General features: G+C 67.8%; 19 protein-coding genes. 14 read left to right on the forward strand and 5 right to left on the reverse strand.

Going from position 1 to position 19,531, the window contains the following annotated elements:
• The first annotated feature begins 89 nt into the window (after positions 1 to 89).
• The 5 genes from murJ to TSB10P1A_RS10420 all read left to right on the forward strand — a co-directional run bounded on the left by murJ (position 90) and on the right by TSB10P1A_RS10420 (position 6,646).
• Entirely contained in the window at positions 90 to 1,697 is a 1,608-nt protein-coding gene (murJ, locus tag TSB10P1A_RS10400; protein WP_186387834.1) for a murein biosynthesis integral membrane protein MurJ, read from the forward strand.
• A gap of 274 nt (positions 1,698 to 1,971) precedes the next feature.
• A complete protein-coding gene (locus TSB10P1A_RS10405) occupies positions 1,972 to 2,976 on the forward strand; it encodes a BMP family protein (RefSeq protein ID WP_186387835.1) in 1,005 nt (334 codons plus the stop codon).
• Positions 2,977 to 3,057: 81 nt separating this feature from the next.
• Positions 3,058 to 4,614, forward strand: a complete 1,557-nt coding sequence (locus TSB10P1A_RS10410; protein WP_186387836.1) for an ABC transporter ATP-binding protein — start codon at positions 3,058 to 3,060, stop codon at positions 4,612 to 4,614.
• Positions 4,611 to 5,705, forward strand: a complete 1,095-nt coding sequence (locus TSB10P1A_RS10415) for an ABC transporter permease (RefSeq protein WP_186387837.1) — start codon at positions 4,611 to 4,613, stop codon at positions 5,703 to 5,705. Before TSB10P1A_RS10410 ends, TSB10P1A_RS10415 begins: the two co-directional genes overlap by 4 nt.
• Entirely contained in the window at positions 5,702 to 6,646 is a 945-nt protein-coding gene (locus tag TSB10P1A_RS10420; RefSeq protein ID WP_208987064.1) for an ABC transporter permease, read from the forward strand. The genes TSB10P1A_RS10415 and TSB10P1A_RS10420 overlap by 4 nt, the downstream gene beginning before the upstream one ends.
• 8 nt (positions 6,647 to 6,654) lie before the next feature.
• On the opposite strand, the gene TSB10P1A_RS10425 is transcribed toward TSB10P1A_RS10420, so the two are convergent.
• The 4 genes from TSB10P1A_RS10425 to pcaC are packed head-to-tail and all read right to left on the reverse strand — an operon-like array spanning position 6,655 to position 9,725.
• Positions 6,655 to 7,998, reverse strand: a complete 1,344-nt coding sequence (locus tag TSB10P1A_RS10425) for a lyase family protein (protein WP_186387838.1) — start codon at positions 7,996 to 7,998, stop codon at positions 6,655 to 6,657.
• A 31-nt stretch (positions 7,999 to 8,029) separates the two neighbouring features.
• Positions 8,030 to 8,596: a protocatechuate 3,4-dioxygenase subunit alpha gene (gene pcaG, locus TSB10P1A_RS10430; protein WP_186387839.1), complete on the reverse strand. Its 567-nt coding sequence runs from the start codon at positions 8,594 to 8,596 to the stop codon at positions 8,030 to 8,032.
• Entirely contained in the window at positions 8,596 to 9,318 is a 723-nt protein-coding gene (gene pcaH / locus TSB10P1A_RS10435; protein WP_186387840.1) for a protocatechuate 3,4-dioxygenase subunit beta, read from the reverse strand. Before pcaH ends, pcaG begins: the two co-directional genes overlap by 1 nt.
• Positions 9,315 to 9,725, reverse strand: coding sequence for a 4-carboxymuconolactone decarboxylase (gene pcaC, locus TSB10P1A_RS10440; protein WP_186387841.1), 411 nt, complete (start codon positions 9,723 to 9,725; stop codon positions 9,315 to 9,317). The genes pcaH and pcaC overlap by 4 nt, the downstream gene beginning before the upstream one ends.
• A 98-nt stretch (positions 9,726 to 9,823) precedes the next feature.
• Between pcaC and pcaQ the strand changes: the two genes are divergently transcribed.
• Positions 9,824 to 10,741, forward strand: coding sequence for a pca operon transcription factor PcaQ (gene pcaQ / locus TSB10P1A_RS10445; protein WP_186387842.1), 918 nt, complete (start codon positions 9,824 to 9,826; stop codon positions 10,739 to 10,741).
• Positions 10,742 to 10,759: 18 nt separating this feature from the next.
• Here the strand turns inward: pcaQ and TSB10P1A_RS10450 are convergent, their stop codons facing one another.
• Positions 10,760 to 11,647, reverse strand: coding sequence for a MurR/RpiR family transcriptional regulator (locus TSB10P1A_RS10450; RefSeq protein WP_186387843.1), 888 nt, complete (start codon positions 11,645 to 11,647; stop codon positions 10,760 to 10,762).
• A gap of 182 nt (positions 11,648 to 11,829) precedes the next feature.
• Here TSB10P1A_RS10450 and TSB10P1A_RS10455 point away from each other — a divergent pair, with 182 nt between their 5' ends.
• The 8 genes from TSB10P1A_RS10455 to TSB10P1A_RS10490 all read left to right on the forward strand — a co-directional run bounded on the left by TSB10P1A_RS10455 (position 11,830) and on the right by TSB10P1A_RS10490 (position 19,481).
• Complete coding sequence (locus tag TSB10P1A_RS10455; RefSeq protein ID WP_186387844.1) at positions 11,830 to 12,639, forward strand: N-formylglutamate amidohydrolase; 810 nt, start codon at positions 11,830 to 11,832, stop codon at positions 12,637 to 12,639.
• A gap of 2 nt (positions 12,640 to 12,641) precedes the next feature.
• Positions 12,642 to 13,238 (forward strand): TRAP transporter small permease subunit, encoded by a 597-nt coding sequence (locus TSB10P1A_RS10460; RefSeq protein WP_186387921.1) that lies wholly within the window; start codon positions 12,642 to 12,644, stop codon positions 13,236 to 13,238.
• Positions 13,238 to 14,560 carry a TRAP transporter large permease subunit gene (locus TSB10P1A_RS10465; protein ID WP_186387845.1) on the forward strand — a complete coding sequence of 441 codons (1,323 nt, stop codon included), beginning with the start codon at positions 13,238 to 13,240 and terminating at the stop codon, positions 14,558 to 14,560. The genes TSB10P1A_RS10460 and TSB10P1A_RS10465 overlap by 1 nt, the downstream gene beginning before the upstream one ends.
• A gap of 135 nt (positions 14,561 to 14,695) precedes the next feature.
• The gene (locus tag TSB10P1A_RS10470) at positions 14,696 to 15,745 is read left to right on the forward strand and encodes a TRAP transporter substrate-binding protein (RefSeq protein WP_186387846.1); all 1,050 of its coding nucleotides are present in this window, start codon (positions 14,696 to 14,698) and stop codon (positions 15,743 to 15,745) included.
• A 90-nt stretch (positions 15,746 to 15,835) separates the two neighbouring features.
• Entirely contained in the window at positions 15,836 to 17,200 is a 1,365-nt protein-coding gene (locus TSB10P1A_RS10475; protein WP_186387847.1) for a glutamine synthetase family protein, read from the forward strand.
• A 90-nt stretch (positions 17,201 to 17,290) separates the two neighbouring features.
• On the forward strand, positions 17,291 to 17,680 hold the full coding sequence (locus TSB10P1A_RS10480; protein WP_186387848.1) for a hypothetical protein: 390 nt from the start codon (positions 17,291 to 17,293) through the stop codon (positions 17,678 to 17,680).
• Positions 17,673 to 18,077, forward strand: a complete 405-nt coding sequence (locus tag TSB10P1A_RS10485; protein WP_186387849.1) for a type II toxin-antitoxin system VapC family toxin — start codon at positions 17,673 to 17,675, stop codon at positions 18,075 to 18,077. Before TSB10P1A_RS10480 ends, TSB10P1A_RS10485 begins: the two co-directional genes overlap by 8 nt.
• A gap of 15 nt (positions 18,078 to 18,092) precedes the next feature.
• Positions 18,093 to 19,481, forward strand: coding sequence for an aldehyde dehydrogenase family protein (locus TSB10P1A_RS10490; protein WP_186387850.1), 1,389 nt, complete (start codon positions 18,093 to 18,095; stop codon positions 19,479 to 19,481).
• Positions 19,482 to 19,531 lie beyond the last annotated feature (50 nt).

The following is a 19,531-nucleotide window of genomic DNA, read 5'->3' on the forward strand; positions in this document are numbered from 1 at the left end:
GTGGTGTCCAGAACCGTGCTACCTGACCTGTGCCGTCCGATGCGCCTTCCCGTCACTCCTGAACGGACCTTCCGCCCATGGCTGGCTCGATGAGTCTCCTGCGAAACTTCGTTACCGTCGGCGGCGCCACCATGGCGAGCCGCATCCTCGGCTTCGTCCGCGACGTGATGATCGCCGCCTTTGCTGGCGCCGGGCCGGTGGCCGACGCCTTCTTCGTCGCCTTCCGCCTGCCCAACCTGTTCCGCCGCCTGTTCGCGGAAGGCGCGTTCAATTCCGCTTTCGTGCCGCTGTTCGCCCGGGCGCTGGAAGAACAGGGGGACGCGGGCGCGCGCCGCTTCGCCGGTGAGATCATCGCCGCCCTGCTGTGGACGCTGCTGGCGCTGACCGCCGTTGCCCTTCTTGCCATGCAGGGGCTGGTCTTCCTGCTTGCCCCCGGCTTTACCGAGGATCCGGGGAAGTTCGAGCTGGCGGTGCTGCTGTCGCGCATCACCTTTCCCTACCTGCTGTGCATGTCGCTGGTCGCCTGCCTGTCGGGCATCCTCAACACCTATCGCCGCTTCGCCGCCGCCGCCTTCGCGCCGGTGATCCTCAACCTGGTGATGATCGCCGTGCTCACCGGCATCTGGTATGCGGGGCTCGAGCCGGGCACGATGCTCGGGGTGGTGCTCGCCAGCGGTGTTGCGGTCGCCGGTTTCGCGCAACTGGCGCTGCTTGTCGGCGCCGTGCGCCACATGGGTTTTTCCGTCCCGATCCTACGGCCGCGTCTGACCGCCGGCGTTCGCCGTCTCTGCCGGCTCGGCGTGCCGGGGGTGCTGGCCGGCGGCATCACCCAGATCAACATCGTCGTCGGCACGGTGATTGCGTCCACCCAGGCTGGCGCGGTCTCCTATCTCTATTATGCCGATAGGATCTACCAATTGCCGCTCGGTGTCGTCGGCATCGCCATTGGCGTGGTGCTGCTGCCCGACCTGTCGCGCTCGCTGCGTGCCGGCGAGAACGGCCAGGCCAACGGCACGCTCAACCGGGCAATGGAATTCGCCCTCGCCCTGACCCTGCCGGCAACCATTGCGCTGATCGCGGTGCCCGAGCCCATCGTCTCGGTGCTCTATCAGCGCGGCGAGTTCGGGGCCGAGGCAGCCAGCGCCACCACCGCCGCGCTGATCGCCTTTGCGTTCGGCCTGCCGGCCTTCGTGCTCAACAAGGTGTTCTCGCCCGGCTTCTTCGCCCGCGAGGACACCGTGACGCCGATGTGGTTCGCCGGCATCGGCATGGCGGTGAACGTGATCGGCGCGCTGGCGCTCGCTCCGTTCCTCGGCCATGTCGGCATTGCGCTCGCCACCTCGCTCGCCGGCTGGGTCAATGCCGGACTGCTGGGCGCGGCGCTGTGGCGGCGGGGACATTTCCGCGTCGATCGCAGCGCCCGCCGCCGCCTGCCGCTGCTGGCCCTGGCCAGCCTGGCCATGGGCGGCGGCCTGCTGCTCGGCGACTGGCTGCTGGCGCCGTTGATCGGCGCGCCCTCGGTGCTGGTGCGTTTCGCCGCGCTGGGTCTCCTGGTGGCGGCTGGCATGGTGTTGTTCGCGCTGTTCGTGCAACTCACCGGCGCGGTCGATCTCAAGGGTTACCTCGCGCGCGCCCGCGCCGCTCGCGCCCGCCGCCGTGCCGCCCCGCCCCCCGCCTCGGACGATCCGCTCGGATAGGCTGTGAGGTCTTGGCCGAACACGCGGCGCAGGTGGTCGGGTTGCCGTCGCCGCGTGCTTTGTCGGCTTAATTTTTGACCAGACGATCAAACTTTGTCCATCCGTTCAAAAAACAGCCGCGAACAGCCGCTGCCTCCATTGTGAGCGTGCCTGGAATGTGGTCCAATTTCGCTCGCCGGGCGAGTGGCCGCAGCAGGGCTTCCGCAGGGTGATGAAACGGGCGCGCCCTCGTGCAAACCGCGGCGGGGTGCAGAAGTCTGCGAGGGGGAGTCAGATGGCAATCAACGATCATTTCGCCTGGACGCGTCGGGCCGTCCTGGGGCTTGCCGCATCGTTTGCGGTCATGGCAGGCGGCCTGCCGGCGCTGGCCAAGGACAAGCCGCTGAAAGTGGCGGCGATCTATACCGTGCCGGTCGAGCAGCAGTGGGTCGGGCGCATCCACCAGGCGCTGCAGGCGGCGCAGGCGCGCGGCGACGTGACCTACACCTATTCCGAGAATGTCGCCAACACCGACTATGAGCGCGTCATGCGCGAATATGCCGAAGGCGGCATGGACCTGATCGTCGGCGAGGCCTTCGCCGTGGAGCGGGCGGCGCGCAGCGTGGCGGCGGAATATCCCGACACCGCCTTTCTGATGGGCTCGTCCTTCGGTCCGGCGCAGCCGAATTTCGCGGTCTTCGACAACTGGATCCACGAGCCGAGCTACCTGACCGGGATGATCGCCGGCAAGGCGACCAAGTCCAACGTCATCGGCATGGTCGGCGGCTACGCCATCCCCGAGGTCAACCGGTTGATGAACGCCTTCATGGAGGGCGCTCTGTCGGTCAACCCGGATGTCAAGTTCCTGGTGACCTTCATCAATTCCTGGTACGATCCGCCCAAGGCCAAGGAGTCGGCCTTTGCGATGATCGACAAGGGCGCCGACATTCTCTACGCCGAGCGCTTCGGCGTGTCGGATGCCGCCAAGGAGAAGGGCATCCTCGCCATCGGCAATGTCATCGACACCGCCGGCGACTATCCCGGCACCATTCTCGCCAGCGCCCTGTGGCATATGGAGCCGACCATCGACCGGGTGATCGAGGCGGTCACCTCCGACAGCTTCGAGCCTTCGGACTACGGCCAGTATTCCTTCATGTCCTATGGCGGCGGCAGCTTCGTCGTCGACGAGAGCCTTGCCGATGCGGAGGTGGTGAAGGCCGCCCGCGAGACGGAGGCGGACATTCTCGGCGGCCTGTTCCGCGTCAACGTCAACGACGCCGAGCCCAAGTCGACCATGTGATCGCCTGATCGCGGCCCACCCCGGTCTCAGACAGAGACCGGGGGCGGGCTCGCCGTGCTTCCCTTTTGCCCCGGAGTGGAGATGAGCGAGCCGCTGCCCGGCCGGCCGCACGAGCGCAAGATCGTGCTGTCGCTCGCCGGCATCACCAAGCGCTTCGGCGCGATGACCGCCAACGAGGCGGTCGATCTCGACCTGCACGCGGGCGAGATCGTCGCCCTGCTCGGCGAGAACGGCGCCGGCAAGACCACGCTCATGAACATCCTGTTCGGCCACTATGTCGCCGATGAGGGCGAAGTGCGCATCGTTGGTCCTGACGGCGAACTTGTGCCGCTCGAGCCCGGTTCGCCCCATGCGGCGCTCAATGCCGGCATCGGCATGGTGCATCAGCATTTCGCCTTGGCCGAGAACCTCACCGCCTTCGAGAACATCGTGCTGGGCACAAGGCCGCTGCTGGCCCCCTCCACCTCCTCCCGCGCCGACCGGCAGCGGCTGGAGGCTTTGATGCGCGACAGCGGGCTGACCGTCGATCTCGACCTGCGCGTCTCGCGCCTGTCGGTCGGCGAACAGCAGCGGGTGGAAATCCTCAAGGCGCTCTATCGCGATGCGCGCGTCCTTGTGCTGGACGAGCCGACCGCCGTGCTGACGCCGCAGGAGTCCGAAGGGCTGTTCGCCACCTTGCGCCAGCTCGCGGACAGCGGCCTTGCCATCGTCTTCATCTCGCACAAGCTGGCCGAGGTGCTCAGCGCCTCCGACCGTGTGGCGGTGCTGCGCATGGGCCGCAAGGTCGCCGACCTGCCGACCGCCGAGTGCGACCGCCAGAAGCTCGCCGAACTGATGGTCGGCCATTCGCTGTCCCAGAGCCGGCGCGAGCCGCGCGCCCCCGGCGAGGTGCTGCTGGCGCTTGAGGGCGTCTGCGCCGGCAGCGGCCGCGAGGCGGTCAGGGACCTTTCGCTGGCCCTGCGCTCGGGCGAGATCCTCGGCATTGCCGGGGTTTCCGGCAACGGTCAGGCGATGTTCGCCCGCCTCGTCTCCGGTCTGGAGCGCGCCACGTCGGGCCGCATCCTGCTCGCAGGACGCGATGTCACGGCGGGGGATGCCCGGGCGATGATCGCCGCCGGCCTTGCCCGGATCCCGGAGGATCGCCACCGCGACGGCATCGTCGGGGCGATGAGCGTTGCCGAGAACCTGGTGATCGAGGAAATCCGCTCCGCCCGCTACCAGCGCCTCGGTTTCCTCGATTTCGGGGCGATCGCGGCGCGCGCCCGTGAGGCGATCGCCGCCCATGACATCCGCTGCCGGGGCGGCTCCGCGATCTCGCGGCTGCTGTCGGGCGGCAACATCCAGAAGATCGTGCTGGCGCGCACGCTCGACGCCGAGCCGGCGGTGGTGCTCGCCGCGCAGCCCTCGCGCGGGCTCGACATCGGCGCCACCGGCGAGGTGCATCGCCGCCTGCTTGCCGCGCGGGCGCGCGGGGCCGGCGTCATCCTGATTTCCGAGGATCTCGACGAGCTCTTCGCCTTGTCGGATCGCATCGCGGTGATCCATCGCGGCCACCTCACCCCGGCGCGCGATGCCGGCGAGCTCGACCGCGCCACTGTCGGCCTGATGATGGCCGGCCACGCGGAGGAGGCCGCATGATCCGCTTCGAGCCGCGCGAGACCGTCTCGCCTCTCCTGCGCACCGGCGTTCCGGTCGCCGCCGCGCTGGCCGCCCTGGCGCTCGCCGCCCTGCCGATCATGGCGGCGGGTGCGCCGGTGCTGCAGGCCTATGTGCTGATGGCGAGGGGCGCCTTCGGTTCGTTCTTCGCTGTCTCCGAACTGCTGTCGCGGGCGACCCCGCTGATCCTCACCGGCCTTGCCGCCGCCCTCGCTTTTCGGGCGCGGCTGTGGAATATCGGCGGCGAGGGGCAGCTCTATGCAGGCGCGCTTGCCGCCGTTGCCATTGGGTCCGGGGCGATCTCCGCCCCGCCGGCGGTGATGATCCCGCTCGTGCTGCTCGCCGGCGCGCTGGCGGGGGCGATGATGATGCTGGTGCCGGCGCTGTTGAAGCTGCGGCTCGGCGCCGACGAGGTGGTCACCACCCTGCTGCTCAACTTCGTCGTGGTGCTCTTCGTGCAGATGATGCTGGAAGGGCCGATGAAGGACCCGATGGGCATGGGTTGGCCGCAATCCGAGCCGATGGCGGATGCGGCGACGCTGCCAAAGCTGTTCGACCGCATGCGTGTCCATGCCGGGCTGATCGTCGCGCTCATCGCCGCGCTGCTCGCCCATATCCTGCTGGCGCGCACGGTCTGGGGCTTCGAAATCCGCGCCGTCGGCGAGAACCAGGACGCGGCCCGCCATGCCGGCATCCCGGTGACCGCGACCTTCGTTCGCGTCGCATTGTTCAGCGGCGCGCTGGCGGGGCTCGCCGGCGTCGGCGAGGTGGCCGGCCTCAAAGGCTATCTCACCGCCGACCTGTCGCCCGGTTTCGGCTATGCCGGCATCGTCGTCGCCATGCTGGCCGGCCTGTCGCCGCTCGGCGTCGTGGTCGCGGCCCTGTTCATCGCCGGTGTCTTCGTCGGTGCCGACAGCATGAGCCGGGCCATCGGCGTTTCCAACTATCTGGCAGACCTCGTCGTCGCCACCTCGCTGATCGCCGTCCTCGTCTCCGGCCTCTTCGTGCGCTTCCGCATACGGCTGGTTGGACCGGGGCGCAGGGCATCCGCCGGCAAGGACACCGGGGCATGATGGAAATCCTCGACATCCTCGTCTCGCCGAATTTCTGGGCGGCGGCGCTGCGGATCGCCACGCCGCTGATCTTCGGCGTGCTCGGCGCGCTGCTGTGCGAGCGTGCCGGTGTCCTCAATCTCGGGATCGAAGGCATCTTCACTGCCGGCGCCATGGCCGGCTGGATGGCCGCCTGGCTTGGCGCCGGCCTGTGGGGCGGCGTGCTGGTCGCAGCGCTCGCCGGGGCGACCTTCGGCCTGCTGCATGCGGTGCTGACCGTGCCGCTGGGCCTCTCCCAGCATGTCTCGGGCATCGGCGTGACGCTGTTCGCCACCAGCCTCAGCTATTACGCCTATCGCACGGCCCTGCCCGACGTCACCTCGCCGCCGCGCATCACCGCCTTCCAGCCGCTTGATATCCCGGTTCTGTCCGACCTGCCCTTCCTCGGCACCGTCCTCTTCCAGCAGACGGCGCTGACCATGCTGGCGCTGGCGATGGTGGTGGTGGTCGGCTTCGTGCTCTACCGCACTCCGCTCGGGCTGGCGATCCGCGCCGTCGGCGACAATCCGGCGGCGGTCGAGGCGCAGGGCCTGTCGGTCATGGCGCTGCGCATGGGCACGGTCGTTGCCGGCTCCGCGCTGATGGCGCTGGGCGGCGCCTTCCTGACCATGTCCGCCTTCGATGCCTTCTTCTTCGGCATGGTCAACGGCCGCGGCTGGATCTGCATCGCGCTCACCGTCTTCGCCTCCTGGCGCCCCGGCAAGGCGCTGCTCGGCGCGTTGCTGTTCGGCGCCTTCGACGCCTTCCAGGTGCGGCTGCAGACCGAGGTCGGCGCCTTTGTGCCCGGCCAAGTGTTCCTGATGCTGCCCTATCTGCTGTCGATCCTGGCGCTGGTCATGGTCGCCCGCAAGGCGGACTATCCGCGCGCGATGCTGAAGCCCTATTTCAAGGGCCAGCGATAGGCGAAAGGTCAGTCGCCGCGCATGAGTGCGGCGATTTCGGCCAGCATCTCGTCGGTCATCGCCGCCGCCGGTGCGGCCACCGACGAGGGATCTGCCAGTGCCCGCGAGTCGAGCGGCGCGTCGGTCAGCCGCGACAGCGCCTCGGCCAGCGTGCCGCCCTCAGTGCGCACCAGACCCGCGGCCGTCTTCACCAGATCTTGCGCAGCAGTGCGGCCGACATGCGGCAACAGGGCGAAGGAAAAGCGCTCGGCGAGCGACAGCCCGCCGCCGCCGGTGGCGGTTGCCGCCATCCTTGTCGCATCGGCCTCCATGCCGAGGGCAAGCGCCTGCGCATGGCGCAGCGCCGCGCCGGTCGCCAGCATCAGTTGCGGCAGCACCAGCCATTCGCCCATCCAGGCGGCGCCGTCCCGCTCCTCGCGGTGCAGGGCATCGGCGGACAGCGCCGCCGACTGCGCGGCGGAGAAACGGGCGAGCGCCACCAGCGTCTCGGCCCGCACCGGGTTCTGCTTCTGGGGCATGGTCGAGGAGCCGCCCGCCTCGGCAAGCCGGATCTCGCCGACTTCCGAACGGGCGAGCAGGATCACGTCCTCGCCGATCTTGCCGAGCGTCAGCGCGATCTCGCTTGCCTCGCGGGCGATCCGGCGCAGCGGCTCCCGGTCGGTCATCCAGGGGAGCGATGGCGCAAGGCCAAGCTCCTTGGCGAGGGCGCCGGCCAGTTCCGCGGCGCGCCCCGGCACGTTCATCGCGGCAAGATCGCCGGAGGCACCGCCAAGTTGCACCACCAGCGCCTCGCGCCGCAGCCGGGCAAGGCGCTGTCTCGCGCGGGCGAGCGGCAAGGTCCACGTCGCGACGCGCAGGCCGAAGCTGATCGGCGTTGCGATCTGGCCCCGGGTGCGGCCGGCCATCGGCGTTGCCCGGTGCCGGGCGGCGAGCGCGGAAAGCTGCGCCACGATGTCCACTAGCCGCGCCTCGAACAGCGCCAGCGTGCGAGCGAGGCGCAGCATCAGGCCGGTGTCGGCGATGTCCTGCGAGGTGGCGCCGAAATGCAGGTAGTCGGCTGCCGGCCGCGACAGCTTCTGCCGCAGTGCCGCCACCAGCGCGGGGACGGGGACGCCGGCCGCGGCCGTTCCGGCGGCAAGCTCCGCAGGCGTCGGCACGATGCCGGAAAGCTCCCGGTCGATGGCGTCGGCGGCACCCGCCGGGATCAGCCCGCCGGCGCCCTGCAGCCGGGCAAGCGCCCGCTCCACCTCCACCATCGCGGCGATCTCCGCCTCGGCGGAGAACAGGACCGCCGTCTCGTCGTCGCCGAACAGGCCGGCATGAAGCGGCGAAACGAGAGGGATGTCGGCCATGGCCTCTGCCTTTTGGAGGGATCCGCGACGTTCAGATGTCGAAGAACACCGTCTCGTTCTTGCCCTGCAGGCGGATGTCGAAACGGTAGAGCGGCACCCCGTTCTCGGTCTGCCCCGCTTCCGTTGCGACCAGCGTCGCCACCGCCTCCGGCTCGAGCCGGCGCATGTCCGGGTCCTTCGCCAGCGCCTCGCGATCTTCCGGGAAATACATGCGCGTGTGAAGGTGGATGTTGATGCCGCGGGCGAAGATCAGCACCGCCACATGCGGGGCATGGCCTGCCGCGTGCGGGCCTGGCCGCACGGTCTGGAAGCGGAAGGTGCCGGTGTCGAAATCGGCGGTCGCGCGGGCGAAGAGGCCATAGTCGCCGACCCGGCCCATGCCGTCCGCCTGCCAGATCTCCAGCATCGCGTCGCGTACCGGCGCGCCGGCGCCGTCGATCACACGGCCCTCGATGACGATCACCTCGCCGGTGTTGCTCTCGATCACCGGACCCGGCTGGTTCGGCAGCGCCGGCCGGCCGATCGTCTGCGGCGCGGTGCCGATATGGACGTAAGGTCCCGCGGTCTGGGAGGGGGTTTCCTTCAGCCGGTCGTTCATCACAGGCCCTCCGTCCGGTTCTCGAAATGGGTCTGCCGCCGGCCGCGCAGCACGATGTCGAACCGGTAGGCGAGGCAGTCGAACGGCTCCTGGTTGCGCATGTCGAGCCGCGCCACCAGTCGGTCGATCACGGTCTTGTCGGGGATCGTGTTGACGATCGGGCAGAGCGGGATCAACGGGTCGCCTTCGAAATAGAGCTGGGTGATCAGCCGCTGGGCGAAGGCCTCGCCGAAGACCGACAGGTGGATATGCGCCGGCCGCCAGTCGGAGCCGTTGTTCGGCCAGGGATAGGGGCCCGGTTTGATCGTGCGGAACAGGTAGCGCCCGTCCGCATCGCTGACGCAGCGCCCGCAGCCGGTGAAGTTCGGGTCCAGCGGGGCGAGATAACCGTCGCGCACATGGGCGTAGCGGCCGGCGGCATTGGCCTGCCAGACCTCGACCAGCGCGTTCGGCACCGGCCGGGCGTTCTCGTCGAGCACCCGTCCGAAGACGTAGATGCGCTCGCCAAGCGCATCGCCCGTGGTTGCCGCATTGCGGATCAGGTCGTGATCGAGCGGCCCGAGCGGGGTGTGGCCGAGCGCCGGCCCGCTCTGCTCCAGGGCGGTCTGCTCCAGCGCATGCAGCGGCCGGAGCGGCGCGCGCAGCACGGTGCTCTTGTAGCCCGGCGACAGCGGCAGCGGCTGCTGCGTGCGGTCGCGCCGGTAGAAGGCGGTTGTCGTCACGTCTTGTCTCCTCCCGATCCGCTGCGGGTCTCCTCCATCTCCGCGAAGGCGGCGCGGGCGATGCGGATCGCCCGGTTGGCGGCCGGCACACCGGCATAGATCGCCACATGCAGCAGGGCCTCGCAGACATCCTCGCGGCTGGCGCCGGTGCGCGCCGTGGCGCGGCAATGCATCGCCAACTCCTCGTCATGGCCGAGCGCGGCGAGCAGGGCGATGGTGATCATCGACCGCTCCCGCCGGCTGATCGTGTCGCGCGCCCAGACCCCGCCCCAGGCGCCCCGGGTGATCAGGTCCTGGAACGGGCCGTCGAAGTCGTCGCGCGCCGCCTCGGCACGCGCCACATGCGTCTCGCCCAAGACGGCCTTGCGGGTCGCCATGCCCGCCTCGAAAGGGTCCTGCCCGTTCATCCTGCCACACTCCCCGCCCATGGTGGAGCTTCAGGATGGACGCGGCAATTGGTAATGTAAAATGAGTATTTCGCCATTTTGCATAACCGGAGAGACAAATGCCCGTCGGAGCAGGGATCAAGCTGCGCCATCTGCAGGCCTTCCTGGAAGTGGCGCGGCTACGCAGCCTGACGGAGGCGGCAAGCGCCCTCAACGTCACCCAGCCGGCCGTCTCCAAGACGCTGAAGGAGTTGGAGGCCCTGCTCGGCGTCGGCCTGATGGAGCGCGGGCGCTCCGGCGTGTCGCTGACGGCGGAGGGCGAGATCTTCCGCCACTATGCCGGCCTGTCGGTGGCAGCGCTCGCCGAAGGGCTCGACGGTATCGACCAGGTGCGAATGGGTTCGGAGCGGCTGCTGCGCGTCGGCGCCTTGCCAAGCGTTGCGGCCAGCATCGTCCCGCTCGCCGCCGGTCGATATCTGGACCGCGGACGCGGCGCCACGCTCGACATCGTCACCGGCCCGAACGGCCATCTCCTCGGGGAACTGAAGACGGGGGCGCTGGACGTGGTGATCGGGCGGCTCGGCCAGCCGGACGCGATGCAGGGGCTTGCCTTCCAGCAGCTCTACAGCGAGCAGGTGGTGCTGGCCGTCCGTCCCGCTCACCCGCTGATCGCCGACCCGGACCTTGTCCGCCTGCCGGACTTTCCCGTGCTCTTTCCTAATCGCAGTGCGGCGATCCGGCCGCTGGTCGAGCGGCTGATGGTGGCCAACGGCATCGGCCGGCTGCCGCGACGGATCGAGACGGTGTCGAATGCCTTCGGCCGCGCCTTCACCCGCTCCACCGATGCGGTGTGGATCATTTCCAACGGCGTCGTCGCCAACGATCTCGCCGAAGGCCAGCTTGCGGCGCTCGCCGTCGACACCCGCATCACGCTGGGGCCGGTCGGCATCTCAACCCGGGCATCCGAGGCGCACACGCCCGATCTGCTGCTGTTCATGGCGGTGATGCGCGAGGCGGTCGCCCAGCGAGGGCTCTAGGGTTGAGACGAGGCTGTCTCAGCCGGTCGGGGGAGCCTCACCCGATGTCGGCGACGGACGCTTGGGATCCTCCTCGTCGCGATAGGCTTCGAGCGCCGACATGCGCCGCTCGCTGCGCTCGGGATCGCGCGCGGTGACCCCGGCGACCAGCGTCTCGGCGATCACCATCAGGGCCGCCGAGGAATCCCAGGGCGAGGGCACGGAGATGCGCGCCGGCAGCACATGCGTTGCAACGCTGGCGATCGGCGACAGCCAACTGTCGGTGATCAGCACCACCGTGGCCCCGCGTTTCGCGGCGGCCGTGGCCATCCGGCCGAGATCCGCCTGATAGCGGCGGATATCGAAGACGACGAGCACGTCGCGCCGGCCGACATCCAGCAGCGCGTCGCGCCAGTTGCCTTCCTGCCCGGCCATATGCATGACGCCGGAGCGCAGGATACGCAGATGCGCCGCCATGTAGCGCGCAAGCGCGTCGGTGAAACGGCCGCCGAGCAGATAGAGCGTGCGCCGCTCGTCGGACAGCAGCGACACCACGGCTTCCAGCTCCGCCGCCGGCAGGTGGCGGAAGGTCTCGCCGATATTGGCGCGGGCCGCCTCCGCGACGGCGCCGATGCCGGTTCCCGTACCGCCTGCCTGTGCCCCGTCTTTGGCCTTGGCCAGCGGCGACTTGAGCTGGTCCTCCAGCTCCGTGCGCAGCCGGGTCTGCAGCGCCGCATAGGTGCCGCAGCCCATGCGCGCGGCAAAGCGCAGGATGGTCGGCGAACTCACGCCGGCGGCGCTGGCGAACTGGGCGACGGTGCCGAGCCCCAGCACCGGATAATTGGCGAGCAGGGCGAGCGCGGCGCGCCGCTCCGTGGCGGTGCATTCGCCCAGCCTCTCGCGGATCTCTTCGGCAAGCGATGTCATGGTGGTGAGGCCGCCTCCCCGGCCGGATGCCGGACCCTTGTCCAGGTTCCCAGCCGAAACCCGATTGACATCGGTCCCGGCAATGTATCAAATCATACAGGAAGCGAGTGCAAACGCAATTTTGTAACAAATATAACAGCAGTTGCGTTTCTTTCGCGAGGGGATCCGGCCGGGGGACAGGGATGGGATCGACAGCGGCACGCGAAGGCGAACTCCTGCCCGGCGACACGGCGCAGGCGGAGACGGTCGTCGTCGCGGAGAACCCGGGCGGCCGCGGCCCCCTGGTTCTGCTGTGCGACCATGCCTCGCGCCGCCTGCCGCCGGACTATGGCGATCTCGGCCTCGACGAGGCGGCGCGGCGCGCCCATATCGCCTGGGACCCGGGTGCGCTCGGCGTCTCGCGCCATCTGTCGCGCCTGTTCGACGCGCCGCTCGTCTATCCCGACCTGTCGCGCCTGGTGCTGGACTGCAACCGCGACACCGCCGCCCATGACCTCATTCCGGTGGTCAGCGAGACGACCGAGATCCCCGGCAATCGCAATCTCGACCCGGCCGAGCGGGCCCGCCGCATCGCGCTCGCCCATACGCCCTTCCATTCCCGCATCGAGGCGCTGCTCGACGCGCGCGCGGCCGCCGGTCTCGACAGCGTCGTCGTCTCGGTCCACAGCTTCACGCCGCTCTACAAGGGGTTCAACCGTCCCTGGCCGGTCGGCATCCTGTCCAATCGCGACCGGCGGGTCGCCGAGGCGATGCTCGCCGACCTTGCGGCGCAGAACATTGCCGATCTCGGCGACAACGAGCCCTATGCGCCGGGCGACGGGGTCTATTACACGGTGGGCCGTCACGGCGAGGCACGCGGGCTGCCTTGCGTGATGATCGAGGTGCGCAACGACGAGATCGCGGACGCTGCCGGCGAAAGCCTGTGGGCGGCGCGGCTTGCCCGCGCGCTGCGCGCCGCGCTGGCGGATCTGGCGCGAAGCGGGGGGGCGTGACCATGCCGCGCCTGCTGCGCAGCTATGTGAAGGTGGTCGATGCGATCAACTATCGCCTCGGCCGGGTCATCATGTATGGCCTCTTCGTCATGGTCGCGGTGCTGCTCTGGTCGTCGATTTCCAAGACCTTCTTCCTGCCGTCCCTGTGGACGCTGGAGGTCGCCCAGTTCGCCATGGTCGCCTATTACATCCTCGGCGGGCCCTATTCGATCCAGCTCGGCTCGAATGTGCGCATGGATCTTTTCTATGCGGGCTGGACAGTGAAGAAGAAGGCCTGGTTCGACGCCTTCACGGTGTTGGTGCTGATCTTCTATCTCGGCGTGCTGCTCTATGGCGGCATTGGCTCGACCGCCTACTCGCTCGGCCATTTCGGCACCGAGCCTTTCACCTTCCTGAAGAACCTCGTCGTTGCCTTCGTGACCGGCGGTCCCGAGGCGGCCGGCAAGGTCATCGGCCATATCGAACGCAGCCCGACCGCCTGGCGGCCGATCCTGTGGCCGATCAAGACGATCATGTGCCTCGGTTTCCTGCTCATGCTGCTGCAGGCCGTTTCCGAACTGATCAAGGACATCGCGCGCATCCGCGGAGAGGAGATCTGATGTCCTATGAGATGATCGCGCTGCTGATGTTCTCGTCGATGATGCTGATGCTGCTGACCGGGCAGCGCGTCTTCGGCGCGATCGGCGGCGTCGCCGCTGTGGCGGCGCTGGCGCTGTGGGGCACCGGCGGCTCGGACATTCCCTTCGCCTCGGCCATGAAGCTGATGAAGTGGTATCCGCTTCTCACCCTGCCGATGTTCATCTTCATGGGCTATGTCCTGTCGGAATCGAAGATCGCCGACGATCTCTACAAGATGTTCCACGTGTGGATGGGGCCGGTCTCCGGCGGGCTTGCCATCGGCACGATCGGCCTGATGGTGCTGGTCTCGGCGATGAATGGCCTGTCCGTCGCCGGCATGGCGATCGGCGCCACCATCGCCCTGCCCGAACTGCTGCGTCGCGGCTACGACAAGCGTATGGTCACCGGCGTCATCCAGGCCGGGTCCTCGCTCGGCATCCTGGTGCCGCCTTCGGTGGTGCTGGTGCTCTATGCGATGATCGCCCGCCAGCCGGTCGGCCAGCTCTGGCTCGCCGGCGTGGTGCCCGGGCTGATGATGGCGACGATGTTCATCGTCTATATCTATGTCCGTTGCCGCATCACCCCCTCGCTCGGTCCGGTCCTGCCGGTGGACGAGCGCTCGGTGCCGCGTGCCGAGAAGCTGCGCCTGCTCGGCGCCGGCGTCCTGCCGCTGGCGATCTTCGCGGCGATGATGGTGCCCTTCGTCAATGGCTGGACCTCGCTGGTGGAGAGTTCCGCCATCGGCGCCATGACCGCTTTCCTGGCCGCTGTCCTCAAGCGGCGGATGACCTGGACCGTCTTCGAGACCTGCCTGCGCCAGACCCTGGCGATCTCCTGCATGTTCATGTGGATCATCCTTGCGGCCCTTGGCTTCGGCGCCGTGTTCGACGGGCTCGGCGCGGTCAAGGCGATCGAGACCCTCTTTACCGAAAGGCTCGGCCTGTCGCCCTGGATGATCCTGATCCTGATGCAGGTGTCGTTCCTGGTGATGGGCACCTTCCTGGACGATACGGCGATGCTGGTCATTGTCGCGCCGCTCTACGTGCCCTTGGTCGCGGCGCTCGGCTTCGATCTCGTCTGGTACGGCGTGCTCTACACGGTCACCACCCAGATCGCCTACATGACCCCGCCCTTCGGCTACAACCTGTTCCTGATGCGGGCGATGGCGCCGCCGCAGATCTCCATGCGCGACATTTACGGCTCGATCACGCCCTTCGTGCTGGTCATGATCCTGGCCCTGGCATTGATAATGATGTTCCCGCAGATCGCCCTGTGGCTGCCCGACTATGTCTATGGCCGCTGAGACCGGAGGGCCGAACCGATCCGTTCGTTCGCAGCAGAAGGAGAACCGCCGACCCGCATACGGACCGCCGCGCCACCACAACAATCAGAACGGGCGCGCCTTGCATCTCGTCAACGAAACCAAGGGGAATGAGACATGACCAACAGACGCGACTTTCTGAAGAAGGCGGGCCTCGGCACCGTCGCCGCAGCCGGCGCCTCGACGCTGGCCGCCCCCGCCGTTCTCGGTCAGGCACCGATCAAGTGGCGCCTGCAGACCTATGCCGGCGCGGCGCTCGCCGAGCATGTCATCAAGCCGCATATCGACGCCTTCAACCAGGCGGCCAACGGCCAGATGGAGATCGAGCTGTTCTTCGCCGACCAGCTCGTGCCGACCGGAGAGCTGTTCCGTGCCATGCAGCGCGGCACCATCGACGCGGTGCAGTCGGATGACGATTCCATGGCGTCGCCGACGGAAGTGACCGTATTCGGCGGCTATTTCCCCTTCGCCAGCCGCTACTCGCTGGACGTGCCGGTGCTGTTCAACCAGTACGGCCTGAAGGAGATCTGGGAGGAGGAATACGCCAAGGTCGGAGTCAAGCACATCTCCGCCGGCGCCTGGGATCCGTGCCACTTCGCCACCAAGGACCCGATCCGCAGCCTTGCGGACCTGAGGGGCAAGCGTGTCTTCACCTTCCCGACCGCCGGCCGCTTCCTCGCCCAGTTCGGCGTCGTGCCGGTGACCCTGCCCTGGGAGGACATCGAGGTCGCGATGCAGACCGGCGAGCTCGACGGCGTCGCCTGGTCGGGCATCACCGAAGACTACACGGTCGGCTGGGCCGACGTGACCAACTATTTCCTCACCAACAACATCTCCGGCGCCTGGGCCGGGTCGTTCTTCGCCAACATGGACCGCTGGAACGAACTGCCCGACCATCTCAAGACCATGTTGCAACTGGCCATGGATGCGTCCCACTACTATCGCCAGTGGTGGTACTGGGGCGGTGAGGCAAGCCTTCGCGTTCACGGAACCAAGATGGAACTCACCTCGATCCCGGACGCCGAATGGGCGACGGTCGAGGACGCCGCCGTCAAGTTCTGGGACGAGATCGCCGCCGAGTCCGCGACCAAGGCCAAGGTCGTCGAGATCTTCAAGAAGTACAATGCCGACATGCAGAAGGCCGGGCGGCCTTACCGCTACACCTGATGCCGACCGACCGGGGCGGCGGCTGCCGCCCCGGTCGCGTTTTCGTTTCACACGCGCTTTCGCCCCGCTTAACCGACAATGATGGTTCCAATGGCTGGCAATCTCACTTTTGACGCTCTCAAGGCTGCCGTCGCCGACGGCACCATCGACACCGTGCTGGTCTGCGCCGTTGACATGCAGGGCCGTCTGATGGGCAAGCGCTTCCATGCGCGCAACTTCATCGACCACTCCTTCGAGGAGACCCATTGCTGCAATTACCTGCTGGCGACGGATCTCGAGATGTACACGGTCGAGGGCTATGCCGCGACGAGCTGGGCCGGCGGCTATGGCGACTATGTCATGAAGCCCGACCTTTCGACCCTGCGCCCCGTGCCCTGGCTGGATGGCACGGCGATGGTGCTGTGCGACCTGCTCGACCATCATCACGAGGCGGTGCCGCACTCGCCGCGGGCGCTGCTCAAGGGGCAGATCGCCCGTCTCGAGGCCTTGGGCTTCGAGGCCAAGATGGCGACCGAGCTGGAGTTCTTCCTGTTCGAGAAGAGCTTCGACGACATCCGCCGCTCGGGCTTCCGCGATCTGCAGCCGATCTCCGCCTATAACGAGGACTACCACATCCTCCAGACCACCAAGGAAGAGGAGGTGATGCGCCCGATCCGCAATCATCTCTATGCCGCGGGCATCCCGGTGGAGAACTCCAAGGGCGAGGCCGAGGCCGGGCAGGAGGAGCTGAACATCCGCTACGCGGATCCGCTCGCCTGCGCCGACCACCATACCATTGCCAAGCACGCCACCAAGGAAATCGCCTGGCAGCATGGCCGCGCGGTCACCTTCATGCCGAAATGGCATCATGCCCGCGTCGGCTCTTCCGCTCATGTCCATCAGTCGCTGTGGAAGACGGACGGCACCAGCGCCTTCTTCGATGCGGACGCGCCGCATGGCATGTCGCAACTGATGCGTCACTACATGGCCGGCCTGATCCGCTATGCACCGGACTACACCTGGTTCCTGGCGCCCTATGTGAACAGCTACAAGCGCTTCCAGAAGGGCACCTTCGCGCCGACCAAGACCGCCTGGTCCATCGACAACCGCACCGCCGGCTTCCGGCTCTGCGGCGAGGGCACCAGGGGCGTGCGCGTCGAGTGCCGCATCGGCGGCTCGGACCTCAACCCCTATCTGGCTCTGGCCGCGCAGCTTGCGGCGGGTATCCGGGGCATCGAGGAGAAACTGGAGCTCGAGGCGCCGGTGACCGGCGACCTCTACCAGTCGCGCCGGCTGAAGGAGGTGCCGCGCACGCTGAGGGCGGCGACGGAGACCCTGCGCAAGTCCAAGATGCTGCGCGAGGCTTTCGGCGATGCGGTGATCGACCATTACGTCCGTGCGGCGGAATGGGAGCAGGAGGAATTCGACCGCGTGGTGACCGACTACGAACTCGCCCGCGGTTTCGAGCGCGCTTAGGAAAGTAACAAAAGGTACTGTTGCAACACTTTTGGATTGGAGGTAGCGTGAAGCCGTCCGGGCAGTCCGGCAACGATCACGGAGGTTGCAATGCGCAAGTACGATCCTCTTGGAGCCTATCTGAAGACCAGAAATATTGAGCAGGTTCCTATGACATTTGCGGAGATCGAGAAGCTCATCGATGACCGGTTGCCCGCCTCCGCTCGGCGGCATCGCGCTTGGTGGAGCAACAATCCGAGTAACAGTGTTATCACAAAAGTGTGGTTGGACGCAGGCTATGTCACTGCGAATGTCGATCTGGCGAGGGAGCGCCTCACGTTTCGCCGGGGGCGGCCGCCTGTGTCGTCGGCGCCGGCTGCGTCGCCGCGCCGCGCGGGACGGCTCTATGGTTGCATGAAGGGAACGCTGACCGTTGCCGAGGGGGCCGACCTCACCATGCCGGCCGATCCGGACTGGGCGGGGGTTTATGCCGATGGCTGAGCGGTTCCTGCTCGACACCTGCGCAATGATCTGGATCTCTCAGGGAGATCCGATCGCGGAGGACGCTCTGGCGATGCTGGATACCGGCTCGCCGGTCAGTCTGTCCGCGATGTCGGCCTGGGAACTCGGTGTGCTCGTCGCCAAGGGGCGGCTGGCGTCCGTCAAGCCGCCATTGCGGTGGTTCAACGACTTCGTGAAGGCAGCCGATCTTGAGGTGGAGGCGGTGACCCCCGACATCCTGGTCGCCTCTTCCTTTCTGCCAACACCGGTTCACAACGATCCCATGGACCGGATCCTCATTGCCACGGCGCGCGAATACGACCTAACCATCGTCACTCGCGACCGGGCCATCCTCGCCTATGGCGAGGCGGGACACGTAAAGACTCTAGCGTGCTAAATGAAAGCCGAGGTCATGTCTGAAACAGTGAAGCTGATTTCCCCTGTCGACGGGTCCGTCTATGCGGAGCGCCCCGTGGCGAGTGCCGCCGAGATCGACAAGGCGGTGGCCGAGGCCCGCGCCGCGCAGGCTGGCTGGGCCGCCACTCCGATTTCCGAGCGCTGCGCCGCAGTGCTTGCCGCCGTCGCCGCGCTTGAGGCGATGAACGACGAGATCGTGCCGGAACTCGCCTGGCAGATGGGCCGGCCGGTACGCTATGGCGGCGAGAAGGGCGGTACGCGCGAGCGGACCGACTATATGGTCAAGATCGCCGAGGAGGCGCTGCGGCCCCGCCACCATACCGACCGACCGGGCTTCACCCGCTATGTGCGGCCCGAACCGCTCGGCATCGTCATGGTCATCGCGCCGTGGAACTATCCGTTCATGACGGCGATCAACACCATCGTCCCGGCGCTGATCGCCGGCAATGTGGTGATCCTCAAGCACGCGGCGCAGACGCTGTTGGTCGGCGAGCGGCTCGACAAGGCATTCAAGGCGGCTGGTCTGCCCAAGGGCGTCTTCCGCAACATCGTGCTGAACCACGGTCAGACCGAGGCGCTGCTCGGGTCGGGCCGCATCGACCATATCAACTTCACCGGTTCGGTCGCCGGCGGGCGCGCCATCGAGAAGGCGGCGGCCGGCACCTTCGCCACGCTCGGCCTCGAGCTCGGCGGCAAGGACCCGGCCTATGTCCGCGCGGACGCCGATGTCGCCTTCGCGGTCGAGAACCTCGCCGATGGCGCCTTCTATAATTCCGGCCAGTGCTGCTGCGGCATCGAGCGCGTCTATGTGCATGAGACGCACTATGACGCGGTGGTCGAGGGTCTGGCGGCGGCCGCCTCCGCCTACACGCTTGGCAATCCGCTCGATGCGGCGACGACGCTCGGGCCGATGGCGCAGGCGCGCTTTGCCGCCCATGTGCGCGAGCAGACCGCCGAGGCCCTGCGCAAGGGCGCGAAGGCCTTGGTCGACCGGGCAAGCTTCCCGCAGGACAAGGAAGGCACGCCCTACCTGATGCCGCAGGTGCTGGTCGATGTCGATCACCAGATGTCGGTGATGCGCGAGGAGAGCTTCGGCCCGGTCGTCGGCGTGATGAAGGTGCGCTCCGACGAGGAGGCGATCGCCCTGATGAACGACAGCCCCTACGGCCTGACCGCTTCGATCTGGACCGCCGACGAGGAGGCCGCCATCGCCATCGGCGACCGGGTGGAGACCGGCACGGTCTTCATGAACCGCTGCGACTATCTCGACCCGGCGCTGGTGTGGACCGGCGTCAAGGATACCGGCAAGGGCGCCGCCCTGTCGGAGATCGGCTACCTGTCGCTGACCCGGCCGAAGTCCTTCCACCTGCGCGCCCGCTCGTAAGGGCGCGCAGACCTCTCCGTTTCGCGCTTCTTCCTCTCAGGATCCAAGGC

The organism is Stappia sp. TSB10P1A (assembly GCF_900185725.1).
Lineage (GTDB): Bacteria > Pseudomonadota > Alphaproteobacteria > Rhizobiales > Stappiaceae > Stappia.

What these genes read in the sequence shown, in the direction of transcription:
- TSB10P1A_RS10465 (WP_186387845.1), top strand. Translation starts at nt 13,238, where the DNA reads ATGTCCTATGAGATGATCGCGCTGCTGATGTTCTCGTCGATGATGCTG.
- TSB10P1A_RS10460 (WP_186387921.1), top strand. Translation starts at nt 12,642, where the DNA reads ATGCCGCGCCTGCTGCGCAGCTATGTGAAGGTGGTCGATGCGATCAAC.
- TSB10P1A_RS10490 (WP_186387850.1), top strand. Translation starts at nt 18,093, where the DNA reads ATGTCTGAAACAGTGAAGCTGATTTCCCCTGTCGACGGGTCCGTCTAT.
- TSB10P1A_RS10470 (WP_186387846.1), top strand. Translation starts at nt 14,696, where the DNA reads ATGACCAACAGACGCGACTTTCTGAAGAAGGCGGGCCTCGGCACCGTC.
- TSB10P1A_RS10405 (WP_186387835.1), top strand. Translation starts at nt 1,972, where the DNA reads ATGGCAATCAACGATCATTTCGCCTGGACGCGTCGGGCCGTCCTGGGG.
- TSB10P1A_RS10415 (WP_186387837.1), top strand. Translation starts at nt 4,611, where the DNA reads ATGATCCGCTTCGAGCCGCGCGAGACCGTCTCGCCTCTCCTGCGCACC.
- TSB10P1A_RS10420 (WP_208987064.1), top strand. Translation starts at nt 5,702, where the DNA reads ATGATGGAAATCCTCGACATCCTCGTCTCGCCGAATTTCTGGGCGGCG.
- TSB10P1A_RS10480 (WP_186387848.1), top strand. Translation starts at nt 17,291, where the DNA reads ATGCGCAAGTACGATCCTCTTGGAGCCTATCTGAAGACCAGAAATATT.
- TSB10P1A_RS10410 (WP_186387836.1), top strand. Translation starts at nt 3,058, where the DNA reads ATGAGCGAGCCGCTGCCCGGCCGGCCGCACGAGCGCAAGATCGTGCTG.
- TSB10P1A_RS10455 (WP_186387844.1), top strand. Translation starts at nt 11,830, where the DNA reads ATGGGATCGACAGCGGCACGCGAAGGCGAACTCCTGCCCGGCGACACG.
- pcaQ (WP_186387842.1), top strand. Translation starts at nt 9,824, where the DNA reads ATGCCCGTCGGAGCAGGGATCAAGCTGCGCCATCTGCAGGCCTTCCTG.
- TSB10P1A_RS10485 (WP_186387849.1), top strand. Translation starts at nt 17,673, where the DNA reads ATGGCTGAGCGGTTCCTGCTCGACACCTGCGCAATGATCTGGATCTCT.
- pcaC (WP_186387841.1), bottom strand. Translation starts at nt 9,725, where the DNA reads ATGAACGGGCAGGACCCTTTCGAGGCGGGCATGGCGACCCGCAAGGCC.
- murJ (WP_186387834.1), top strand. Translation starts at nt 90, where the DNA reads ATGAGTCTCCTGCGAAACTTCGTTACCGTCGGCGGCGCCACCATGGCG.
- TSB10P1A_RS10450 (WP_186387843.1), bottom strand. Translation starts at nt 11,647, where the DNA reads ATGACATCGCTTGCCGAAGAGATCCGCGAGAGGCTGGGCGAATGCACC.
- pcaG (WP_186387839.1), bottom strand. Translation starts at nt 8,596, where the DNA reads ATGAACGACCGGCTGAAGGAAACCCCCTCCCAGACCGCGGGACCTTAC.
- TSB10P1A_RS10475 (WP_186387847.1), top strand. Translation starts at nt 15,836, where the DNA reads ATGGCTGGCAATCTCACTTTTGACGCTCTCAAGGCTGCCGTCGCCGAC.
- TSB10P1A_RS10425 (WP_186387838.1), bottom strand. Translation starts at nt 7,998, where the DNA reads ATGGCCGACATCCCTCTCGTTTCGCCGCTTCATGCCGGCCTGTTCGGC.